The organism is Hyphomonas sp. KY3 (assembly GCF_017309975.1).
In the GTDB taxonomy this organism is placed as follows: domain Bacteria; phylum Pseudomonadota; class Alphaproteobacteria; order Caulobacterales; family Hyphomonadaceae; genus Hyphomonas.
The window spans coordinates 1,378,408-1,395,110 of sequence record NZ_CP022271.1 but is presented as its reverse complement, the minus strand read 5'-3'; the positions used below and the strand labels follow the sequence as shown (position 1 = coordinate 1,395,110).

Genomic DNA, 16,703 nt, shown 5'->3' with positions numbered 1-16,703 from the left:
TCAAACGGGGACGTTTCTAACAAGAGCCGGGCGGCCTTCGACCAGAAGAACAGCGCCTGCCAACGTTCGCCTAGATTCCGCGCCCTAATCGCCCCAGCCATCTGCCTACCTCAAAGGAAAATAGTCGCCAAGCACACCGCGCCAGGTCTTCAATGCTTCGCCTTGTTTGCCTTGCGTTTCTAAACGTTGAGCTTTCGCAGCTTGCATATCTGCCTGTCTGAGTGCAGCTCGCGCGATGTCGATTTTCGCCGGGGTCATCTGGTCTGATACTGGCGGTCCGTAACCAGCAGGGTCCGGCCAATCTTGCGAAACAGCATCCTGAGCGGCGCCGAAGAAACGCCGGATTTCGTCGGGATAAGAGGTGAAGGTCGGTTGCACCAGATCATGCGCCATCACTTCAATCAGAAAAGACGGTTTGATCGGTTTCCCCTGAGAGCGGTTCCAGGCCTTGAGCATTTTTACGAGCGGCACCCAAGTCCCCCCCATTTGCTTATTCTTCGCGGTGGCTTTGTTTTTGTGGATCGAAGGGTCGGTCTTGATCCACTGCCCCAAATGCCGGTCTGGAATTTCATAAGCGCCGCCAGACTTAAACGCTGGCACCGCATCGACGGACAAGACTTTACCGTCTTCGGCCGCGGTCGGAACAGCGCTATCGAACTCAACAGTTACGCAACGTCGATTATCACCGTCTTTGTCCACTTTGTTGGCACCATAGGCCTTTTCCAAGGTCGCTTTGAACGCATCTAAAACCTTCGCTGGCGCTTCATTCCTTCTATGAGCCTCATTCGCCCCAAGCACGAAGAAAATGTCGACGTCTTTTAGAGGCTTCGTCTTGGTGTTGCGTCCGTAGGAGCCGGTCAGGAAACTCGTGTCGATATGAAAATCGGCGTCGATTGTGTCGCGCACATCTTTCTGTCGCTTACTGGCATCTTTCTGCTCGGTATCGCTGAGTTCCAGGCGCGACTTGAACTTCATGAAGGCGTCATAGGTGGAAAGGCTCATGAATAGGTCCTCACAGAGGCCATGATGTCGGGCGTAGACATGACTGTTCCTTGCGTGCGCGCAGTTAGGTGTGTGACCGATTTCAATTGCACCGTTGAGAGGCCAGGCACGTTCGGCGCTCCATAACCCGGCACGAGCAGGATACGGTAGGTGCACCCCGAGGGCGGGCGCTTGCCCTTGGCGATTGAGTTTTCAAAGAAGGCGTAGTCGACCCACAGGTCTTGATCATCCGCATCGCCATCATAGGCGATCGGAAAATCCCACCGCGCTTCGGCATAGTCTGATCCTGGCTTGTAGAACTCAATCACGACCTTCTCGAGGTGCCCTGATACCAACCACGTGCGCGCGGCTTCATCGACCCAATCTGTCCACGAGTTCAGTAGTTTTTCGGGATTGAACCCGTAGTCCCGCACAAGCCGTCGCAACAGTGCGCGCAGCTTATCTGAAACAAAGGCCGCCGTGTGCGTTCGCGTATAAGTGGAGGTTGAAACACTTACAAAACTCATGATGCGTTCACCTTTGACCAGTCGATATCCAACGCCGCCACTTGGCCGGACTTTTCTGTTTCTTCAGCGGTAAATCCAACGGCAATATCGTATGCTTTGAACCGCGGCGCGCTCGCTGCGAACATCGCGTTCAGCCACTTCAAATCATCCTTGATGGCAGGGACTTGCACTGACCAATCTTCGCTTTTCGTTGGCGTCCAATGCAGCCCATCAATCACATTGCCGCGCGACACCGCCTTGTCGTAATATTCAAGATAGAGCCGCAACTGCGGTCCCGACCCGCTAAATACAATTGGGTGAGCGGCAGGGTTTTCTTCTGTGATCACGTCACCCATGGCAGACGCTGCGGCTCGAAGTTGGTCGCGATCGACCGTATCCGACCCGGTGACCAGATCGACGATGGCATCCCAAGTTGCCTTCGCGCTGCGCTGAGGAAGCGAAGCGATATCGCGTCTCACTTTCATGCAACCATCTCCAATTTCCTCGATTGTTGCGCTCGATTAAGCGCGCCGATTACTTGGGTGTCGGACAGTTTGGACAGGTCTTGCGCGGTTTGCGGCGTTGACGCTGCTGCAGCGACCAGCGCCTTTCTTAAAGCACGACCGTCAAGGCCATCTGAGGCGTGCACAAATGCAGCTATGTTTTGCTTCAACTTTGCGACCCCAGGCCATTTGCTTGCGAATAGGGTGAGGACCTCTTCAATGATCGCTTGACGAGCAGCCGCGTTTGGCGCCCCCATCTCTTCGATCAAATCGGCTCGAGAGAGGAAGGCGCCATCGACTGCACCAGGATAGTTTGTGGTCGCAACGAGAAGCGCGTTTGGCGCGTGGCGCGCGACATGATCGGCGCCAGCGAGCGCGGCATCGGTGGCCCGATGCACGTCGATGGGGTTGGCTTCCAGGCTCAGTTTTTGTCGGTCGGCAGCCAGGGTTTCAACCTCATCCAGAAGCACAATTAAAGGACCGCTCGCGGCCCGTTCGGGGATGGTCTCGGTGAAGAGTTTGGTGACTTCCTTTTGAGATTGCCCAAGATTTGATCCGGTCAAAGCATGTGCATCGATCTGGATAAAATTGACCGTCTGACCTTTGAGGGTTTCGGCGAGCTTATGCGCAAGTCCCCGCGCCAGCGTCGTTTTCCCTGTGCCAGGCGAGCCTGCCAGAACGATCAAACCGTGTACCGGCAAATCTTCAAACGCAAATGCGCGCCGCATGGTGAACGCCATAAGGCTCTGCGCGATCAATCTTTGTTTAAACGCGGCCTCAGTTTTAATCGCGTCCCAAGCCGCTCGAAACTTATCGTTCGGCAGTGTCGCTTCATCGACAATTGCGCGCATATCGCACTCCAATCCCGTTTCCCTGCGCCCTCAATCACAATACCCATCAGCGAGCGCGACAATCGCCACATATATGGTGAGCGGACCCAGCAGACGCAACATGTTGTGCCTACTGTGACAAAAAGTTCACATTATGTTCCGTTTATATGACTGTTCTCGGCGAACGATAGCGTCAGCGTTAAAGTTTAATACCGGGCCATGCAAACGCCGGATGTCTGTTTGCTTGTGCATCCTATTTGAGCCCTGGTAGCCGCAAAACTGAATGACGCCACACTCTTGAATCCGATGCTCGCGCTATAGAACTAGGCTTAAGGTGAGAAACACCGCGAAGAGTATCGTCACCCATACAACCAGATGAGTGGCGAACTTGAAACTCTGTCGCTTTGCGATGAACTCACGCTCCAACCATGCGAGATCCTTAGGCCATTCACCTTCAAATTTCTCGAGCAGCACATGGGTCGTCGTCAACTTATTACAGCGGATACACAAGATGGCTGCGAATAGATACAGAAGCAATGCTAGCACCAGAAAGTTCCGTTCGAAAATGCTCACCCCTGCGTTCAGCGGTGAAGTCATCAAGCTCAAAACCCCGATCATGATTGAAATGTGAGTTAGCAATGCGCCGGATTTTGAATCAAGCGCGTTGAACTGTCCGATCAAAATACTCTTTCTCGAAGCGATACCTTTGTCGCTATCCGGCACCGTGGGCGATGTTTTATCTTCCTCAGCCGAGAGTAAGAGGACGAGTTTATCAAGTAACCGGTATATCATTTTTATGAGATAGTAGCACCTCCACCGCAGTTCCATGCCCCAAGCTTCGACAGTTCGGGCAGAAAAAACATTGGCCCACGGAATGATTGTCTACCATTTTCTAAATGAAGAATTCGGCCTCCAAAGCCTCCAAAAAAAGCGTCTGAAGGTTTCAATTGCTGACGATCTGAATGATCCGTTCGAACACTTGGCAATTGAACTGGGTGATAAAGAGCTTCGGGGTGCGATGACGCGTATGTTGCGTGGCCTTGCAAAAAGGCAGGGTCTTATTTGCTTCAGCAAATCATGGAGAAGCCCAGTCATGTGGAGCCACTATGCGGATCGGCACGAAGGCATCTGTCTCGGGTTTGAAATCCCGAAAGAGCTCCTGTCGAAAGTTAGCTATCAAAACGATCGACTACCGTATCAATCAGATATCTTCGATTCTGATCCGGAAAGCGCTGCGGAGGTTATGCTCAAGCTCGCGACAACAAAATTCTCAGCATGGTCATACGAGAACGAATGGAGGGTTTTCACCGATCTAGCTGAAACAACTGAGGAAAACGGGCTCCATTTCGTGAGTTACTCAGAGCGGTTGCAACTTAAGGAGATCATTGTCGGTCACCATTCCGCGGTCACCCGACAACAAATTGAAGATCTAGTCGCGGTGCAAGATGATCGCCCAGACTACTTTAAGGCACGTCCGGCATTTAAAAGCTTTCGGATGACTCGACAGAAAAACCATAGTCTTTGGAAATAGTCGAACGGCCGATCCAATAGCGGTTTTGTGTTCCAATAAACCAAAACCGGACCTTCGCGTTATGTCTCCTTATGCTCGCTTAGCGGCAGTGACCACGGCTTTGACTTTGTTTAATCTAGACTGCAGTACCTAATTTCTACAGATCTCATATTATTCGAACCCCAAAATAATAGACAGGCACCTTCGGACATGTGCGTCCGTGTCTGGGTAGGGGTGATCCTCCAGCCCTAATTGCAACCTGGCGTGTGTCATGCCTTTCCAGGCGCTGAGCAATATGTCGGCAAGTGCTGCCGCATCATGTTCGCTTGATATAATCTCGTGCGACTGGCCAAGTTGAATAATGCGTGTGAGTTCGCTCAGGGTTCGCATGAGGGCGTGGGCGTGGAATGTGGCTGCGCCGTCCGGGTGACTGCGCGCTTCACTGATCATGAGGTGCTCAAAGCTGCGCACCTCAGGGTCGGCGATAAGGTTCAAAAAACCCTTTCCATAATCAATAAGGGCTTTGGTATATCGGTCTTTATCTGTCGGGATCTGTCCGACTTCCAGCCAAAACCGATGCCCTTCATTTTCCACGACAGCCGATAAGAGTTCTGTTTTGCCGCCAAAATGCTTATACAGCGTTGCTTTTGACGAACCGGCTTCTGCCGCAAGCATATCTGTCGTCACTGCCGCAAAACCATAACGGAAGAAAAGCCGGCGTGCTGCCTCAACGAGGCGATCGCGCGGTGACGCTATTTCACGCTTGGCCTGTTTCTGGTCGGACATCATGTCGGCGGATCCTGTCTTTTTTAATTGATTACCCTTGACGCGGGGCAAAAAGCAATCATTTGGCAGCGGTGTACTGTACCGTTCAGTTTTGGAGATAATGATGCAACGGCGAAAATCAATATGTATAGCGGTCGCTGCGTTGACGCTTGCCGCGTGTGGCGCGGAACAAGAGGCTGAGATGCCAGCACCGCGGGTGGTGGAAACCTTCACGCTGTCATCATCTTCGCTGGGAATGGACCGCGCGTATCCCGGAATGGTTCGCGCGAGTGAGCGATCTAATCTTAGTTTTGAGGCGCCGGGCGTGATTTTGTCGCTGAACGTGGATCTAGGCGATACATTTGCTGCAGGCGATACACTTGGCACCGTTGACGCGCGTCAGGCTAGACTGGGCCTGGAAAGCGCTCAGGCGCAGCTGCGTGAAGCCGTGGCGGAGCGTGATGACGCCAAGCTTGACTATGACCGGCGGGATGCGCTGCGTGGAACAGGGGCGATTGCGCCCGCCGCCATTGACGCTGCCGAGGCGCGTCTGGACCGCGCCGAAGCACGGGTCGAAGCGCTAGAAGCTTCCGTCGCAACAGCGCGCGACCGCATTACGGATACACGCATGATTGCCCCCTTTGACGGCGAAGTGGTTGCACGCCTGCGTGAGCCATCCGAGATTGTGTCTACAGGGCAGCCGGTCTTTCAGGTTGTGGGCAATGGGGCTTCGCTGGAAGTTGTGTCCAATCTGCCGAAACGCTCGATTGATATGCTGAAGATTGGCGATGTGCTGAACATTAGCGGGGCAAACGGGCAAAGCGCGAAAGCAACCGTCATTGAAACTGGCCGCGATGCGGGCGTGTCGGGCCTCTATCCCGTCACTCTGACCTTCGAAAACGACTCGCTGCGCTCTGGTGAGCGCGTAAGCGTCAGTGTGCCGACAGAGCGCGCGTCGGGCGAGCTAACAATTCCGCTGACCGCTTACATCCCAAGGGCCAATAGCGACGAAGCCACCGTGTTCGTGGTACAGGAAGCTGACGGCAAGGTGAAAGAAAAGACGGTGATCCTCGGCCCGGTAAATGAAGACGGCGCTGTGGTGCTGTCCGGGCTTGAGGCCGGCGACCGTATTGCGGCGCGCGGGCTGACCGTGCTGCGCGATGGTGAGACCGTTGCCTTCGCAAACAGCGCCGTTGCGCGCTACAATCAATAAGTCGGAGACCGGTCATGCAACCGCTTGCTTTGCGCTATCGCTCAGTCATTTTCCTGATTGTCGGACTTTTAATGGCCTTCGGAGCCTATAGTTATTTCACGCTGCCAGCCCGAGAGGATCCGGAAATCCTGATCCGGGATGCCGTTGTGGTGACGCCCTATCCAGGCCTCGAAACCGAGCAGGTCGAGCTACTGATCACAAAACCGCTGGAAGAAGCGATTCTCACACTGCCGGAGCTGAAAGAGGTCAAATCAACCTCGATGGAAGGCATGTCGATTATCCATGCCATCATCGAGGATCAATATACTGACCTTGATACAATCTTCGACCAACTCGCCGAGACAATCGACGAAGCCCAGCCTCAGCTGCCGCAAGGAACGATACCGTCCGTAGTAAACGATGACTTTGGCGACGTGGCCGTCATCACACTGGCGCTTTGGGGGGACGATTATTCCCTCGCAGATCTCAATGATTACGGGCAGCATTTACGCGATCAGCTTTTCACCATACCCGGGGCGAAAAAGGTCGAAGTGGTCGGTGTTCAGGAAGAGCGCATTTTCGTCGAGTACGAGAATGCGGTTCTGTCACAAGCCGGAATTACGCCGGGAGCCATTGGCGCAGCCCTGCAAGACCAAAATATCGTGCGGTCAGGCGGCCAGATTGACACTGGTGAGACAGCCTTTGCGATCAATCCGTCCGGCGACCTGCAATCGGTCGCTGATATCGAGAATGTTCTCGTTGCCGTTCCAGGCACGAGCACCTTGTTGCGCCTAGGCGATGTGGCGACAGTCAAGCGGGGCTATGTCGACCCGCCATCAAACAAAGCGTTTTACAACGGCAAGGAAACGGTCGTTCTGACTATCGCCATGCAAAGCGATCAATCGGTGATAAACTTTTCTCGGCGGGCGAGCGAGAAAATCGATGCCTTACGTCAAACCCTTCCGGCGGGTTTGAACTTCGACATCATCACCTATCAGTCAGATCAGGTGGAAAACGCGGTCTATGGCGCGACCATCAATATGCTGCAAACGCTCGCCATCGTTCTAATTGTCGTCATCATTTTCCTCGGGGTCAGAACAGGTCTTATTGTGGGGTCGATCATTCCCGCCGTGGTTCTGGCAACGCTCGGCATCATGGGCGTTTTCGGCATGCAATTGGAACGCATGAGCCTTGCCACCCTGATCATATCCTTAGGCCTGCTGGTCGATAACGGGATCGTTGTGGCTGAAGACTTTAAGCGCCGTCTTGAGGAGCATGGCGACCGCGATAAAGCCTACGGGCAGACGATCAAAGAGCTTGCTTTCCCATTGCTGGCCTCAAGTTTCACAACCATCGCCGTTTTCCTGCCGCTGCTGATCGCAGAGACCGCTTCTACAGAATATACCCGCTCAATCTCTCTGGTGGTTCTGATCGCTCTGACCACATCCTGGGTGCTGGCCATGACCGTCACCACAACGCTTTGCTATTTCTTTGCAAAGCCCGGAGCCGCGGGATCGTCTGACGAGAAGGACGCCGATCTGGTGACAAAGGGCTTTCACGCGCTTGAGGGAGGGTACAAAGCCGTTTTGAAACTGATCCTTCGATTTAGACTGGCCTATGTCGCCTTTATGATTGGCCTCTTTGTGCTCGGCGGTATGCTGATGGGAACGGTGCAGCAGCAATTCTTCCCGTCTTCAGACCGCGCGCAGCTATTGGTTTATGTTGACATGCCTGCAGGCGTCACGGCCCGCACCACGGAAGCGCGGATGAAAGATCTGATGGCGGTTGCGGCCGATAAGGAGACCTATCCCGACATTCAGGATTATGCCGCTTATGTCGGCTTTGGTGGCCCGCGATTTGTGCTGTCGCTATCGCCCGTCGATCCGGCGCCGAATAAAGGCTTCATGGTGATGAACATCACCGATATCGAAGCTGCCGATGCGCTTGTCCCCAAACTCAGAAACGCCTTCCGCGCCGCTGCGCCGGACGCCAATACCCGCGTGTCGCGCATGTTTCTGGGGCCCGCTGATCCGAACGTCCTGCATGTTCAGGTCCGCGGACCCGACGCCGACTATATCTTTGAAAAATCCAAAGAGCTTGAGCGAATGCTGCTCGATATTCCGGGAACCTTCGATGTGTGGACCGACTGGCATAACCGCGTCGATCGGATTGATGTGAAGATCGATCAGCAGAAAGCGCGCATCGCCGGCGTGACCTCCAGCGATGTCAGCCAGGCGCTGGCGCAATATGTCAGCGGCGTTGAAATTTCAGAGTATCGCGAGGGCGACGAGACCATCCCAATCGTGATGCGCGGCGCGGAAAATGAGCGCACGAGCCTTTCGCAGCTCGAGACAACCGCCATTTATTCGCGCCTGACCGGGCAGTCTGTCCCGCTCTCTCAGGTTGCCACCTTGGAGCGCTCGCCGGGCTTCAGCTTCATCCAGCGCGAAGATATGATCCGCACCGTCACCGTGGAGGGACTCAATCTGACGCTGACACCAGAGGATATGGCGCCCATGCTGGCTGAGCCCTTGGCCGCGTTTAATGATGCTCTTGCGCCGGGTCATTTTGCAGAGCTTGATGGTATTCTGGATGATAGCGGGGCCACGAATGCTGCGCTGGCGGCGACACTGCCGCTAATCCTCGGCATGATTTTGGTGTTCTTGGTCGCGCTATTCAATGGCTTTTCGAGACCTCTTATTCTCCTGCTGTGTCTTCCTTTTGCGGTGATCGGCGCGGCTGTCGGGCTGGTTGTTATGGGCGCAACCTTTGGCTTTATGGTGATCCTTGGCCTCTATGCGCTAATGGGAATTATCATCAACAATTCCATTGTCTTGGTCGACCGCATAGACATTGAGCGCCGCGAGGCCGAAGAAGACACCGTCGATGCCGTCATCAGTGCGTGCCTGCGGCGTCTACGCCCAATTCTGATGGCGTCGATCACGACAATTATCGGGCTTCTGCCGCTGATCATTTTTCAGGACATTCTGTTTTACGGCATGGCCGTCGCCATTGCCTTTGGCTTAGGGATCGGAACGCTGATCATCTCGCTCGGCCTGACGCCTGTGCTTTACTGCCTCTTCTTTGGACTGCGGTATGAGGGCAAAGCCAAAACCAAGCAGCCCTCCGGCGAGCCCCAGGGAGCTTCAGCATGAACCGCGCCGTTACCCTTGCCTTACCGCTCGCCGCGATTGTGAGCGGGTGCGTCATTGGCCCTGACTATAGCGGCCCCGAGCCTATGGAGGCGCGCTACAGTAAATTTGTGGCCGCCGAAGGCCTGCTCGACACGAGCGTTTCCCCACAAGCTAATTGGTGGGCGCGCTACAAGGATCCGGTTCTCGTCGATCTGATGCGCGCGGCGCAGGCCGGTAATCTCGATATTGCCCAGGCGGTATTGAGAGTTGAAGAGGCCCGGGCCAACCGCCGCCTTATCGACAGCGCGCGCTTCCCGATCATAGGCGGGCGGGCAGGTGCCAGCCGGCAGGAAGCGAGTACGAATGCAGGCGGCCTCGGTCCACCGCCGGGCGCGCCGTCTGTGCAAAACCTGTTCGATTTGGGCTTGAACCTGTCATGGGAAGTCGATCTCTTCGGACGTCTCAAGCGCCGTGAGGCCGCAGCAGACGCCCAGATCGAAGCGAGCGCGCTTGATCGTGAAGCGGTCAATGTCGCCGTTCTCGCAGAGACTGCCTTGGCCTATGCCGATCTTCGCGGCCTGCAGGCGCAATACCAGGTCGGCGACCAAAATATCGCTTTAGCCCAGCGTATAGTGGACCTGACCGAGACCCTAGTTGAACAAGACCTGTCGAGCGAGTTTGACCTAGTGCGCGCTAGAGCGGATGTGACTGAACTGCAAGCGCGTCAGAACGCGCTCTTAGGCGGGCAGCGCGTGGCCGTCGCAAGGCTGGCGCTTTTAACTGGGAAACAACCTGCGGGCCTGATGTCTGACCTTCTGATTCAAAGGCCGTTACCCGATACAGAAGGCTCCGTCGCGGTTGGCCTGTCATCGGACTTATTGCGCAGGCGTTCAGATATTGCCGCGGCCGAGCGGCGTCTGGCAGCCGCAAACGAAAATATCGGCGCAGAGATTGCCGACCTGTATCCAAGCTTTTCGCTTACGGGCGGTTATGGATTTCAGGCTGACCAGATTTCAGACTTGTTTGAAAATGCCAGTCAGGCATGGAACTACGGCGCTGTCATGAACTGGCCTGTCTTCAATCGCGGGGTACAGGATTTTGAGATTGATTTGGCTGAAATCCGCTTTGGACAGGCAGGGCTTGCATACCGGCAGGCCGTTTTAGGCGCGTTATCCGAGGTCGAGATTGCGCTGGCTGATTATGTCTTTGCGGTCAAAGAGCTCCAGTCCCTAGAAAAGGCAAAAAGAGACCGGCAGCGCGCTTATGAGCTTGCCGAACTGCGCTTCAATACAGACAACGATTCACTCTTCCCAGCCCTAGAGGCCGCGCGCCGACTAAACGGCCTAAACGCAGAAATCGCGACAAAGGAAGTTGATGTGCTAAAGGCCCAGATTACGATCTATCGCGCGCTCGGCGGCGGTTGGATGGGAACGGATGAGAGTTGAAGAACACGAAAAATCAGATTGCCTTGACCTAGGCTTCTGATTTCGCCGCCCAGTCGCAAATCCGAGACCCACAATCGAAGAAGATCGTATCCGCGAAACTTGCTGCCGATTTTTCGACTGCAACAGGACGGCGATGGTCAAATTTCTTATGTCTGCTTTTGCTCGCACTGCAGCCTTAGAGCAGTATAAGATACTTAGAAAAGAGCCGCTTGGACGGGATGCGCAATTTTCAAAAGTTCGCCTCTCCGGTAATCGAGTGAGCCACCTTGGCCATATTCCGGTCGATTGTTCTTATGACCCATAAGCGCGCAGCGAAGACCGTAATCGAGGCCTCCCTCTAGCATGCGATCTTCGAACGAATGCCGGAAAGAATAAATGACGTGATCCGACGATGGTAACAGCTTTCGCTGACGGAAGGCCTTCATCAGATTGGCAGATACAAGCGTGCTTTTGTCATAGTAGTATGGAAAGCCTTCAGGGCATGATCGCATGGCAATCTCAGCAACGCCAACCAGTGGAATTTCTCGCCGAGAATCTTCTGTCTTTAGCTCGCGGTTTTGTTCCGGACGGATTGCGATATGCGGGACTTTAGCATTCAGCCGAATGTCTTCTGACTGCAGGTTCACGAGTTCACTCAATCTCGCACCTGTTTCGATCAGCAGGTAAATCAATACCCGCAATTCTATACGTAACCCGTCGAATAATCCCGGCACAAGGATTCGAGAGCGGACCCAATCATCGCTAAATGATGCTCGCTTCGCTTCGGTCTTGCCTGAGAAATAGAAATCGCGAAACGGATCTTCAAAATCTGTTTCTCCGATATGCTTGTAATAGCGCTGCAGAAGCGAACGTATGTTGCCGATATGCCGGTTCGCCGTATTTGGGGCGACAGGCTTTCTAGCACCATCCTGAGGCTGCATCCGCTCTACCCACCAATCACGATATTCAAGCGCCTTGTCGCGCGTAATCTCGCTGAGTGGCAGATCACCGATCTGTTCGATGAAATAGTTGATCGAAGTCCGCTTGGTTTTCTCCCAAGAACGCCTTTGGGCTTCGGACTTATTGTATTGATCATCAAATGCGATCTTAGAGACATAGAGTTCGAAGGCTTCAGAAACGGGGATTGTTGACGCAGGATTCGGTGCGCCGCCGAGAAGTGCTTCGCTGTCCGCACGTTTCGGATCACCGTCCGAACCTGATTGAGCCTCAAGCGTCTTGATCCGCTCCATCAACTCGGCGATCGAACGACTTTCCGCAAGTGGCTCGGCAGGTTTGTAAGAAAAGCCGTACGCCATCGCCCGTGAAATTGCGGCTTTGTATCGATGCTCTAAAGCCGCACGGACGGTCGTCCCGTTTGCATTGTCTTCTGCTAGCTCAATCGCCAATGCCATCCAATACTCGTCATCCGCTTCTGCGAGTTGATCTCGCCGAACACGCGCGATTTCAAGTGAGTCAGTCTTGAGCGAAACCTTTGCGAACCGTCTCTGATCAAGATGTGCAAATTGTCCGGGTACACGACGTTGATAGTACCAACGTCTTCCACGCTTGAGCAAAAATCTATCGGGATCGCGCATGAATGCCATACGCTCTTGTATCCCAAATTGTATCCAATTTGTATCCCAGTTTTAGAAAAAAAGCAGACGGGGCGCCATTCTCAAACCTAAAGCCTTGATTTTATTAGGAAATAAATTTTGAGAATGGCGCGAGTGACGTGCCACATTCCATATTTTTTATCCATATTTTTCAATCACTTACGGGAAGTGTAATCGATTCTTGGTCCTCAGCTCGGTCTGATTTTGGTCCACAGTTTTGTAGACCGCTTGAGTTCGACGCCGCTCACCGGCACCGATAGCCATAGTTAACGCGGATTGTACTCCCTGCCAAATCAAGCTTGATCTATAGAACTAGATTTCACCGCTAACTACAATGCACAGAGCGCCGAAACTCAACACATCATACTAAAGTCAACACCTAGCGCTCGACCGATATCCGCATCATGCCCAGCAATCCTCCAAGAACGATATCGCCGCCCGGCAGGAGGTGAATGACAGAGTAAGCGCCATTGTAAATGTGGCTATCACCAAGGCGAAGCCGTGTAACGGCTTCACCCGTCTCCCAATCAAGACCTGTGACCTCCCATTTTCCGTCTACGAAACCATTGACATAGACCTGTTGGGCGCCGCCAGAAATCATGGGGACGGTTGATGGGCTCGATACAGTGGGATTTGCCCAGGCACGCACCCAGCGGTCAGCTTCAACGTCCCATTCAAACTTTTCAGCACCCGTCGGTCCTTTGCGTAGTCTACCAGACATGACAACATTCTCCAGCATTGTTGGCAATGGCGATGGCAATGTGTTGTTTACCACCAAGGCACCGTAGCCATATACCGCAACGGATTGCTCAGACTGGGCGCGCTCAAGGTCAGACTTTCCGAAACTAACCTGAATCTGGTCGGCAATTCGACGCGATTTGGTCCCTGGCTTCTGGACGAAATCCTCTGGAATATCGTCGCGCCAGAAGGCGACGACATTCATAATCAACTCTCCGTCCGTGATGACAACAAGTTTGTCTTCCTCGTCTCCGAAGCCCATAAGTGAGGGCGTAGAGCCTGATCCGTTGCCGAGACTCACGCCGCCAAGTTTGCCGGTGAAGGAATCGTATTCTGATGACCACGCGCCATACCCTCTAGAGTGAAGTGTTTCCCCGTCCCAAACCAGTTTATGGAGCCTCCTATTTGAGAGAACATAAATGCCACCACCCTCATCAATGGCGATCGAGTTCGTAACCTGCTCATCGTCAGCCAACTCATGAATGATCGGTGCCTGTTCAAAATTTCGGTCTACGATGACGACAACGCCGCCCATCGTCACCAGCGCCAGCATGCCATCATAAGTCAGATTCAATCCGAACACAGCATCAGGGTCTTCCAGTGTTGGATTGAAATATTCGCGCGGCAGCTGAAAGCGGCGCTTTTCCACCAGTGGTGACAGCGGATTGCCGGGTTCGGCATCACCATAAACGACGACATCGTTGTTGACGACAGTGTAGAAGTCACCATTGCGGTCGACGACATTATAGATTGCTGCTCTGGCGACGACCCGCTCAACATAACGTGGATAGTTCCGATTGAGATAGCCAAGCAGTTCAGCTTCTGAGGCCGTACTATCCATTTCGACGGCGATACGTTCAGCATCCTCGACAGACATGAAGGGTTGACCTTCCACAGGCAGAGCATTGATCAGTTGAAACTTGCCATCGCTAATCAGGATTTTGGAGATACGATTATTGTTGGCGGAGATGGCCACCTGCTCACCTGAAGGATAAGTTGGTAATTGCATAAGCGTGAGGTTCACCAACCCTGCCGGGACCCTTTGAATACCCTCATCATCAATCTCGTGAATACCGACCGGCCCAGCAAACGGAAGGGAATCCTGTTGAGCCGGATTAAAATGCGTGGTGGCAAGCTCGCTGTCCACCAGATTTGGGTTCATTGGAGGAAACTCCGGACCCGACGCATCAAAGACTGGGATAGTGGAGCATGCACCAAGCACGGCTACGATTGCGACTGCAGCAGCAGCGATATGAGGTTTCATTTGTTGTCTCCCAGAGTGACAGATTTGTACTGGTTTAGCGAATTGTCAGAATACTATTCAGCTTGAGACGTCGACTGTTGCTCGTCTTGAAACGCCATCCAGGCTCGAGAGAGGATGAAATCCTCAATATCATCGACTTCCTGTTGGCTTAGGCGGCCGGCGAAGTTGGGCATGCCAATCGCTTCGCCGGCCCCTTGAAGGAGGAAAGCATCAAAAGTGTCTATCCCGAGAGTCGCTGACTGCCTCAGATCGGGGAGCGTTCCGGACGAAATGGCCGCGCCGCCATGGCAGACACCGCAGAATCGACCGTAGAGGTCTGTGCCCCGTACAACCGCTTCAGCCGAATGCGGCTGTCGCGCTGGCTCAGGCGTTGCCTTCTGCGGAAGCGCGGCGACGTTTAGCTCGCCCTCTCCGCCAAGTTTGAAGGCAAGTACATGGCCTTCAACCGGGCCTCCTGTCTGCCCGACATAGAAGCCGGCGAGCAAATTGGCACCACTGCCCCAACCAGCTGATACAGCAACATACTGCTCGCCATTGACCTCATACGCCACAGGTCCACCGACCATTGCGACACCAACCGGATACGACCACAGTTCTTCGCCTGTTTTGGCGTTGTAAGCATTGAAAACGCCGCTCGTCGTGCCTTGGAATACCAGATCTCCAGACGTTGTCAGCGTACCTCCATTCCACATTCGCTCATGCTGAACACGCCAGACTTCTTTCTGAGCTACCGGATCCCAGGCAGCAAGATGTGCTTGGACAAGTTGGCGCAGAAGTGTGCGACGTGCTTCTTCTGTTTCCGGTAATGCGTCTGTCAGGCTGACACCGATATTGATTGCGTCTCGGTCAAAGCGGGCAATCTCGCCCTCGATCTGATCGGAATAGAGGAAAGGAACATCTTGTGCGGGAATATATACCAGCCCTGTTTCCGGATTGAATGACATGGGGTGCCAGTTGTGGGCACCAAATGGGCTGGGTTTGACGAGCGCAGGTCCACCAGACAGATAGCGCGCCTCGGGGTTTTCAACAGGACGCCCGGTCTCCATATCGATATGTGTGGCCCAGTTAATGGGAACAAATGGCTCTGCGGAAATAAGTTCGCCGCTTATTCGGTCGATGACATAAAAGAAGCCGTTTTTCGGCGCTTGCATCAGCACCTGACGAAGCTCTCCCTCGATCTCAAGATCAGCTAGAATGATATTCTGCGTAGCTGTGTAGTCCCAAGTTTCGCCCGGCGTCGTCTGATAGTGCCAGACATATTCTCCTGTGTCTGGACGTAACGCGACGATTGATGACAGGAACAGATTGTCGCCGCCGTCCGGGCTTCGTACTTTCTGATTCCAGGGCGAGCCGTTTCCAACGCCGATATAGAGGAGGTCCAGTTCAGGATCGAATGCCATGCTGTCCCAGACAGTCCCGCCACCGCCCAGCTTCCACCATTCGCCTGTCCAGGTCTCAGCAGCCATCTCGATGGCTTCGTTTTCGAATCCATTATCCGGATTTCCCGGCACAGTGTAGAACTTCCAGGCCTGTTCACCTGTTTCAGCATCATAGGCTGCAACAAATCCGCGAACGCCGAACTCACCACCGCCATTTCCGATGATGACCTTGCCTTTCACAATGCGAGGCGCCCCTGTGATCGTATAGGGTTCTTCGAGCGGTACAGTACGGGTCTCCCAGATCTGTTCGCCTGACTTTGAATCAAGAGCGATCAGACGACCATCCAGCGACCCGAATATGACCTTGTCGTTATAGACAGCCACGCCGCGATTGACGACATCGCAACAAGCATGTGCGCCCTTTGATCGGGGAACCTCCGGATCGTAGCGCCAAAGAATTTCTCCTGTGGCAGCATTAAGCGCCAGCACTTCGCTCCACGAACCCGTAGTGTACATGACACCATCAACAATGATCGGGGTTGCCTCTACGCCACGATAGCTGCCAAGCGGTGCCGCCCAGGCAAGATCCAGCTGGTCGATTGTTTCCAGATTAATGGCGTCAAGCGCGCTAAACCGCGTTTCTGAAAACGTGCCACCATGAGTAAGCCAGTTATGTGGTTCGCCTGCGGCATTGAGCAAACGTTCCTCATTGATCCCCTGGGAGGCTTGTGTGGAAGCGTCGCCAGAGTCGACCGCCCCTCCACAGGCAGCCAGAAGACCGATCGTAGCGCCCGTCAGAATGACTTTCAGCGCTGTAGCGGGCATTTTTTTGCCGTTCATTTTGTCCTCCCGGACACCCCAGTG

13 protein-coding genes are annotated in these 16,703 nt (G+C 54.0%); 4 read left to right on the top strand and 9 right to left on the bottom strand.

Features of this window, described 5'->3' with window-relative positions; all coding sequences use genetic code 11:
* Window positions 1-105: 105 nt before the first annotated feature.
* The 5 genes from CFA77_RS06960 to CFA77_RS06940 form a co-directional block, all read right to left on the bottom strand.
* Window positions 106-1,002, bottom strand: coding sequence for a CBASS oligonucleotide cyclase (locus tag CFA77_RS06960; protein ID WP_206992837.1), 897 nt, complete (start codon window positions 1,000-1,002; stop codon window positions 106-108).
* Complete coding sequence (locus CFA77_RS06955; protein ID WP_206992836.1) at window positions 999-1,508, bottom strand: hypothetical protein; 510 nt, start codon at window positions 1,506-1,508, stop codon at window positions 999-1,001. Before CFA77_RS06955 ends, CFA77_RS06960 begins: the two co-directional genes overlap by 4 nt.
* Window positions 1,505-1,972 carry a hypothetical protein gene (locus CFA77_RS06950; protein ID WP_206992835.1) on the bottom strand — a complete coding sequence of 156 codons (468 nt, stop codon included), beginning with the start codon at window positions 1,970-1,972 and terminating at the stop codon, window positions 1,505-1,507. Before CFA77_RS06950 ends, CFA77_RS06955 begins: the two co-directional genes overlap by 4 nt.
* Window positions 1,969-2,841, bottom strand: coding sequence for an AAA family ATPase (locus tag CFA77_RS06945; RefSeq protein ID WP_206992834.1), 873 nt, complete (start codon window positions 2,839-2,841; stop codon window positions 1,969-1,971). Before CFA77_RS06945 ends, CFA77_RS06950 begins: the two co-directional genes overlap by 4 nt.
* A gap of 294 nt (window positions 2,842-3,135) precedes the next feature.
* Window positions 3,136-3,612: a hypothetical protein gene (locus tag CFA77_RS06940; protein WP_206992833.1), complete on the bottom strand. Its 477-nt coding sequence runs from the start codon at window positions 3,610-3,612 to the stop codon at window positions 3,136-3,138.
* A 34-nt stretch (window positions 3,613-3,646) separates the two neighbouring features.
* On the opposite strand from CFA77_RS06940, the gene CFA77_RS06935 reads away from it, so the two are divergent.
* Entirely contained in the window at window positions 3,647-4,351 is a 705-nt protein-coding gene (locus CFA77_RS06935; protein WP_206992832.1) for a DUF2971 domain-containing protein, read from the top strand.
* Window positions 4,352-4,501: 150 nt separating this feature from the next.
* On the opposite strand, the gene CFA77_RS06930 is transcribed toward CFA77_RS06935, so the two are convergent.
* Window positions 4,502-5,329 carry a TetR/AcrR family transcriptional regulator gene (locus CFA77_RS06930; RefSeq protein ID WP_206992831.1) on the bottom strand — a complete coding sequence of 276 codons (828 nt, stop codon included), beginning with the start codon at window positions 5,327-5,329 and terminating at the stop codon, window positions 4,502-4,504.
* Between CFA77_RS06930 and CFA77_RS06925 the strand changes: the two genes are divergently transcribed.
* Genes CFA77_RS06925 through CFA77_RS06915 form a run of 3 tightly spaced genes read left to right on the top strand, consistent with a single transcriptional unit; the run spans window position 5,298 to window position 10,866 of the window.
* A complete protein-coding gene (locus CFA77_RS06925; RefSeq protein WP_206992830.1) occupies window positions 5,298-6,308 on the top strand; it encodes an efflux RND transporter periplasmic adaptor subunit in 1,011 nt (336 codons plus the stop codon). The two genes, CFA77_RS06930 and CFA77_RS06925, sit on opposite strands and share 32 nt — an antisense overlap.
* Before the next feature lie 14 nt (window positions 6,309-6,322).
* A complete protein-coding gene (locus CFA77_RS06920; protein WP_206992829.1) occupies window positions 6,323-9,442 on the top strand; it encodes an efflux RND transporter permease subunit in 3,120 nt (1,039 codons plus the stop codon).
* Window positions 9,439-10,866, top strand: a complete 1,428-nt coding sequence (locus CFA77_RS06915) for an efflux transporter outer membrane subunit (RefSeq protein WP_206992828.1) — start codon at window positions 9,439-9,441, stop codon at window positions 10,864-10,866. Before CFA77_RS06920 ends, CFA77_RS06915 begins: the two co-directional genes overlap by 4 nt.
* Window positions 10,867-11,060: 194 nt before the next feature.
* On the opposite strand, the gene CFA77_RS06910 is transcribed toward CFA77_RS06915, so the two are convergent.
* From CFA77_RS06910 to CFA77_RS06900, 3 genes are all read right to left on the bottom strand, one after another.
* Entirely contained in the window at window positions 11,061-12,440 is a 1,380-nt protein-coding gene (locus tag CFA77_RS06910; protein WP_242517512.1) for a DUF6538 domain-containing protein, read from the bottom strand.
* Window positions 12,441-12,837: 397 nt separating this feature from the next.
* The gene (locus CFA77_RS06905) at window positions 12,838-14,460 is read right to left on the bottom strand and encodes a hypothetical protein (protein ID WP_139068737.1); all 1,623 of its coding nucleotides are present in this window, start codon (window positions 14,458-14,460) and stop codon (window positions 12,838-12,840) included.
* A 53-nt stretch (window positions 14,461-14,513) separates the two neighbouring features.
* Window positions 14,514-16,679 (bottom strand): PQQ-dependent dehydrogenase, methanol/ethanol family, encoded by a 2,166-nt coding sequence (locus CFA77_RS06900; protein ID WP_206992827.1) that lies wholly within the window; start codon window positions 16,677-16,679, stop codon window positions 14,514-14,516.
* Between the last annotated feature and the right edge of the window lie 24 nt (window positions 16,680-16,703).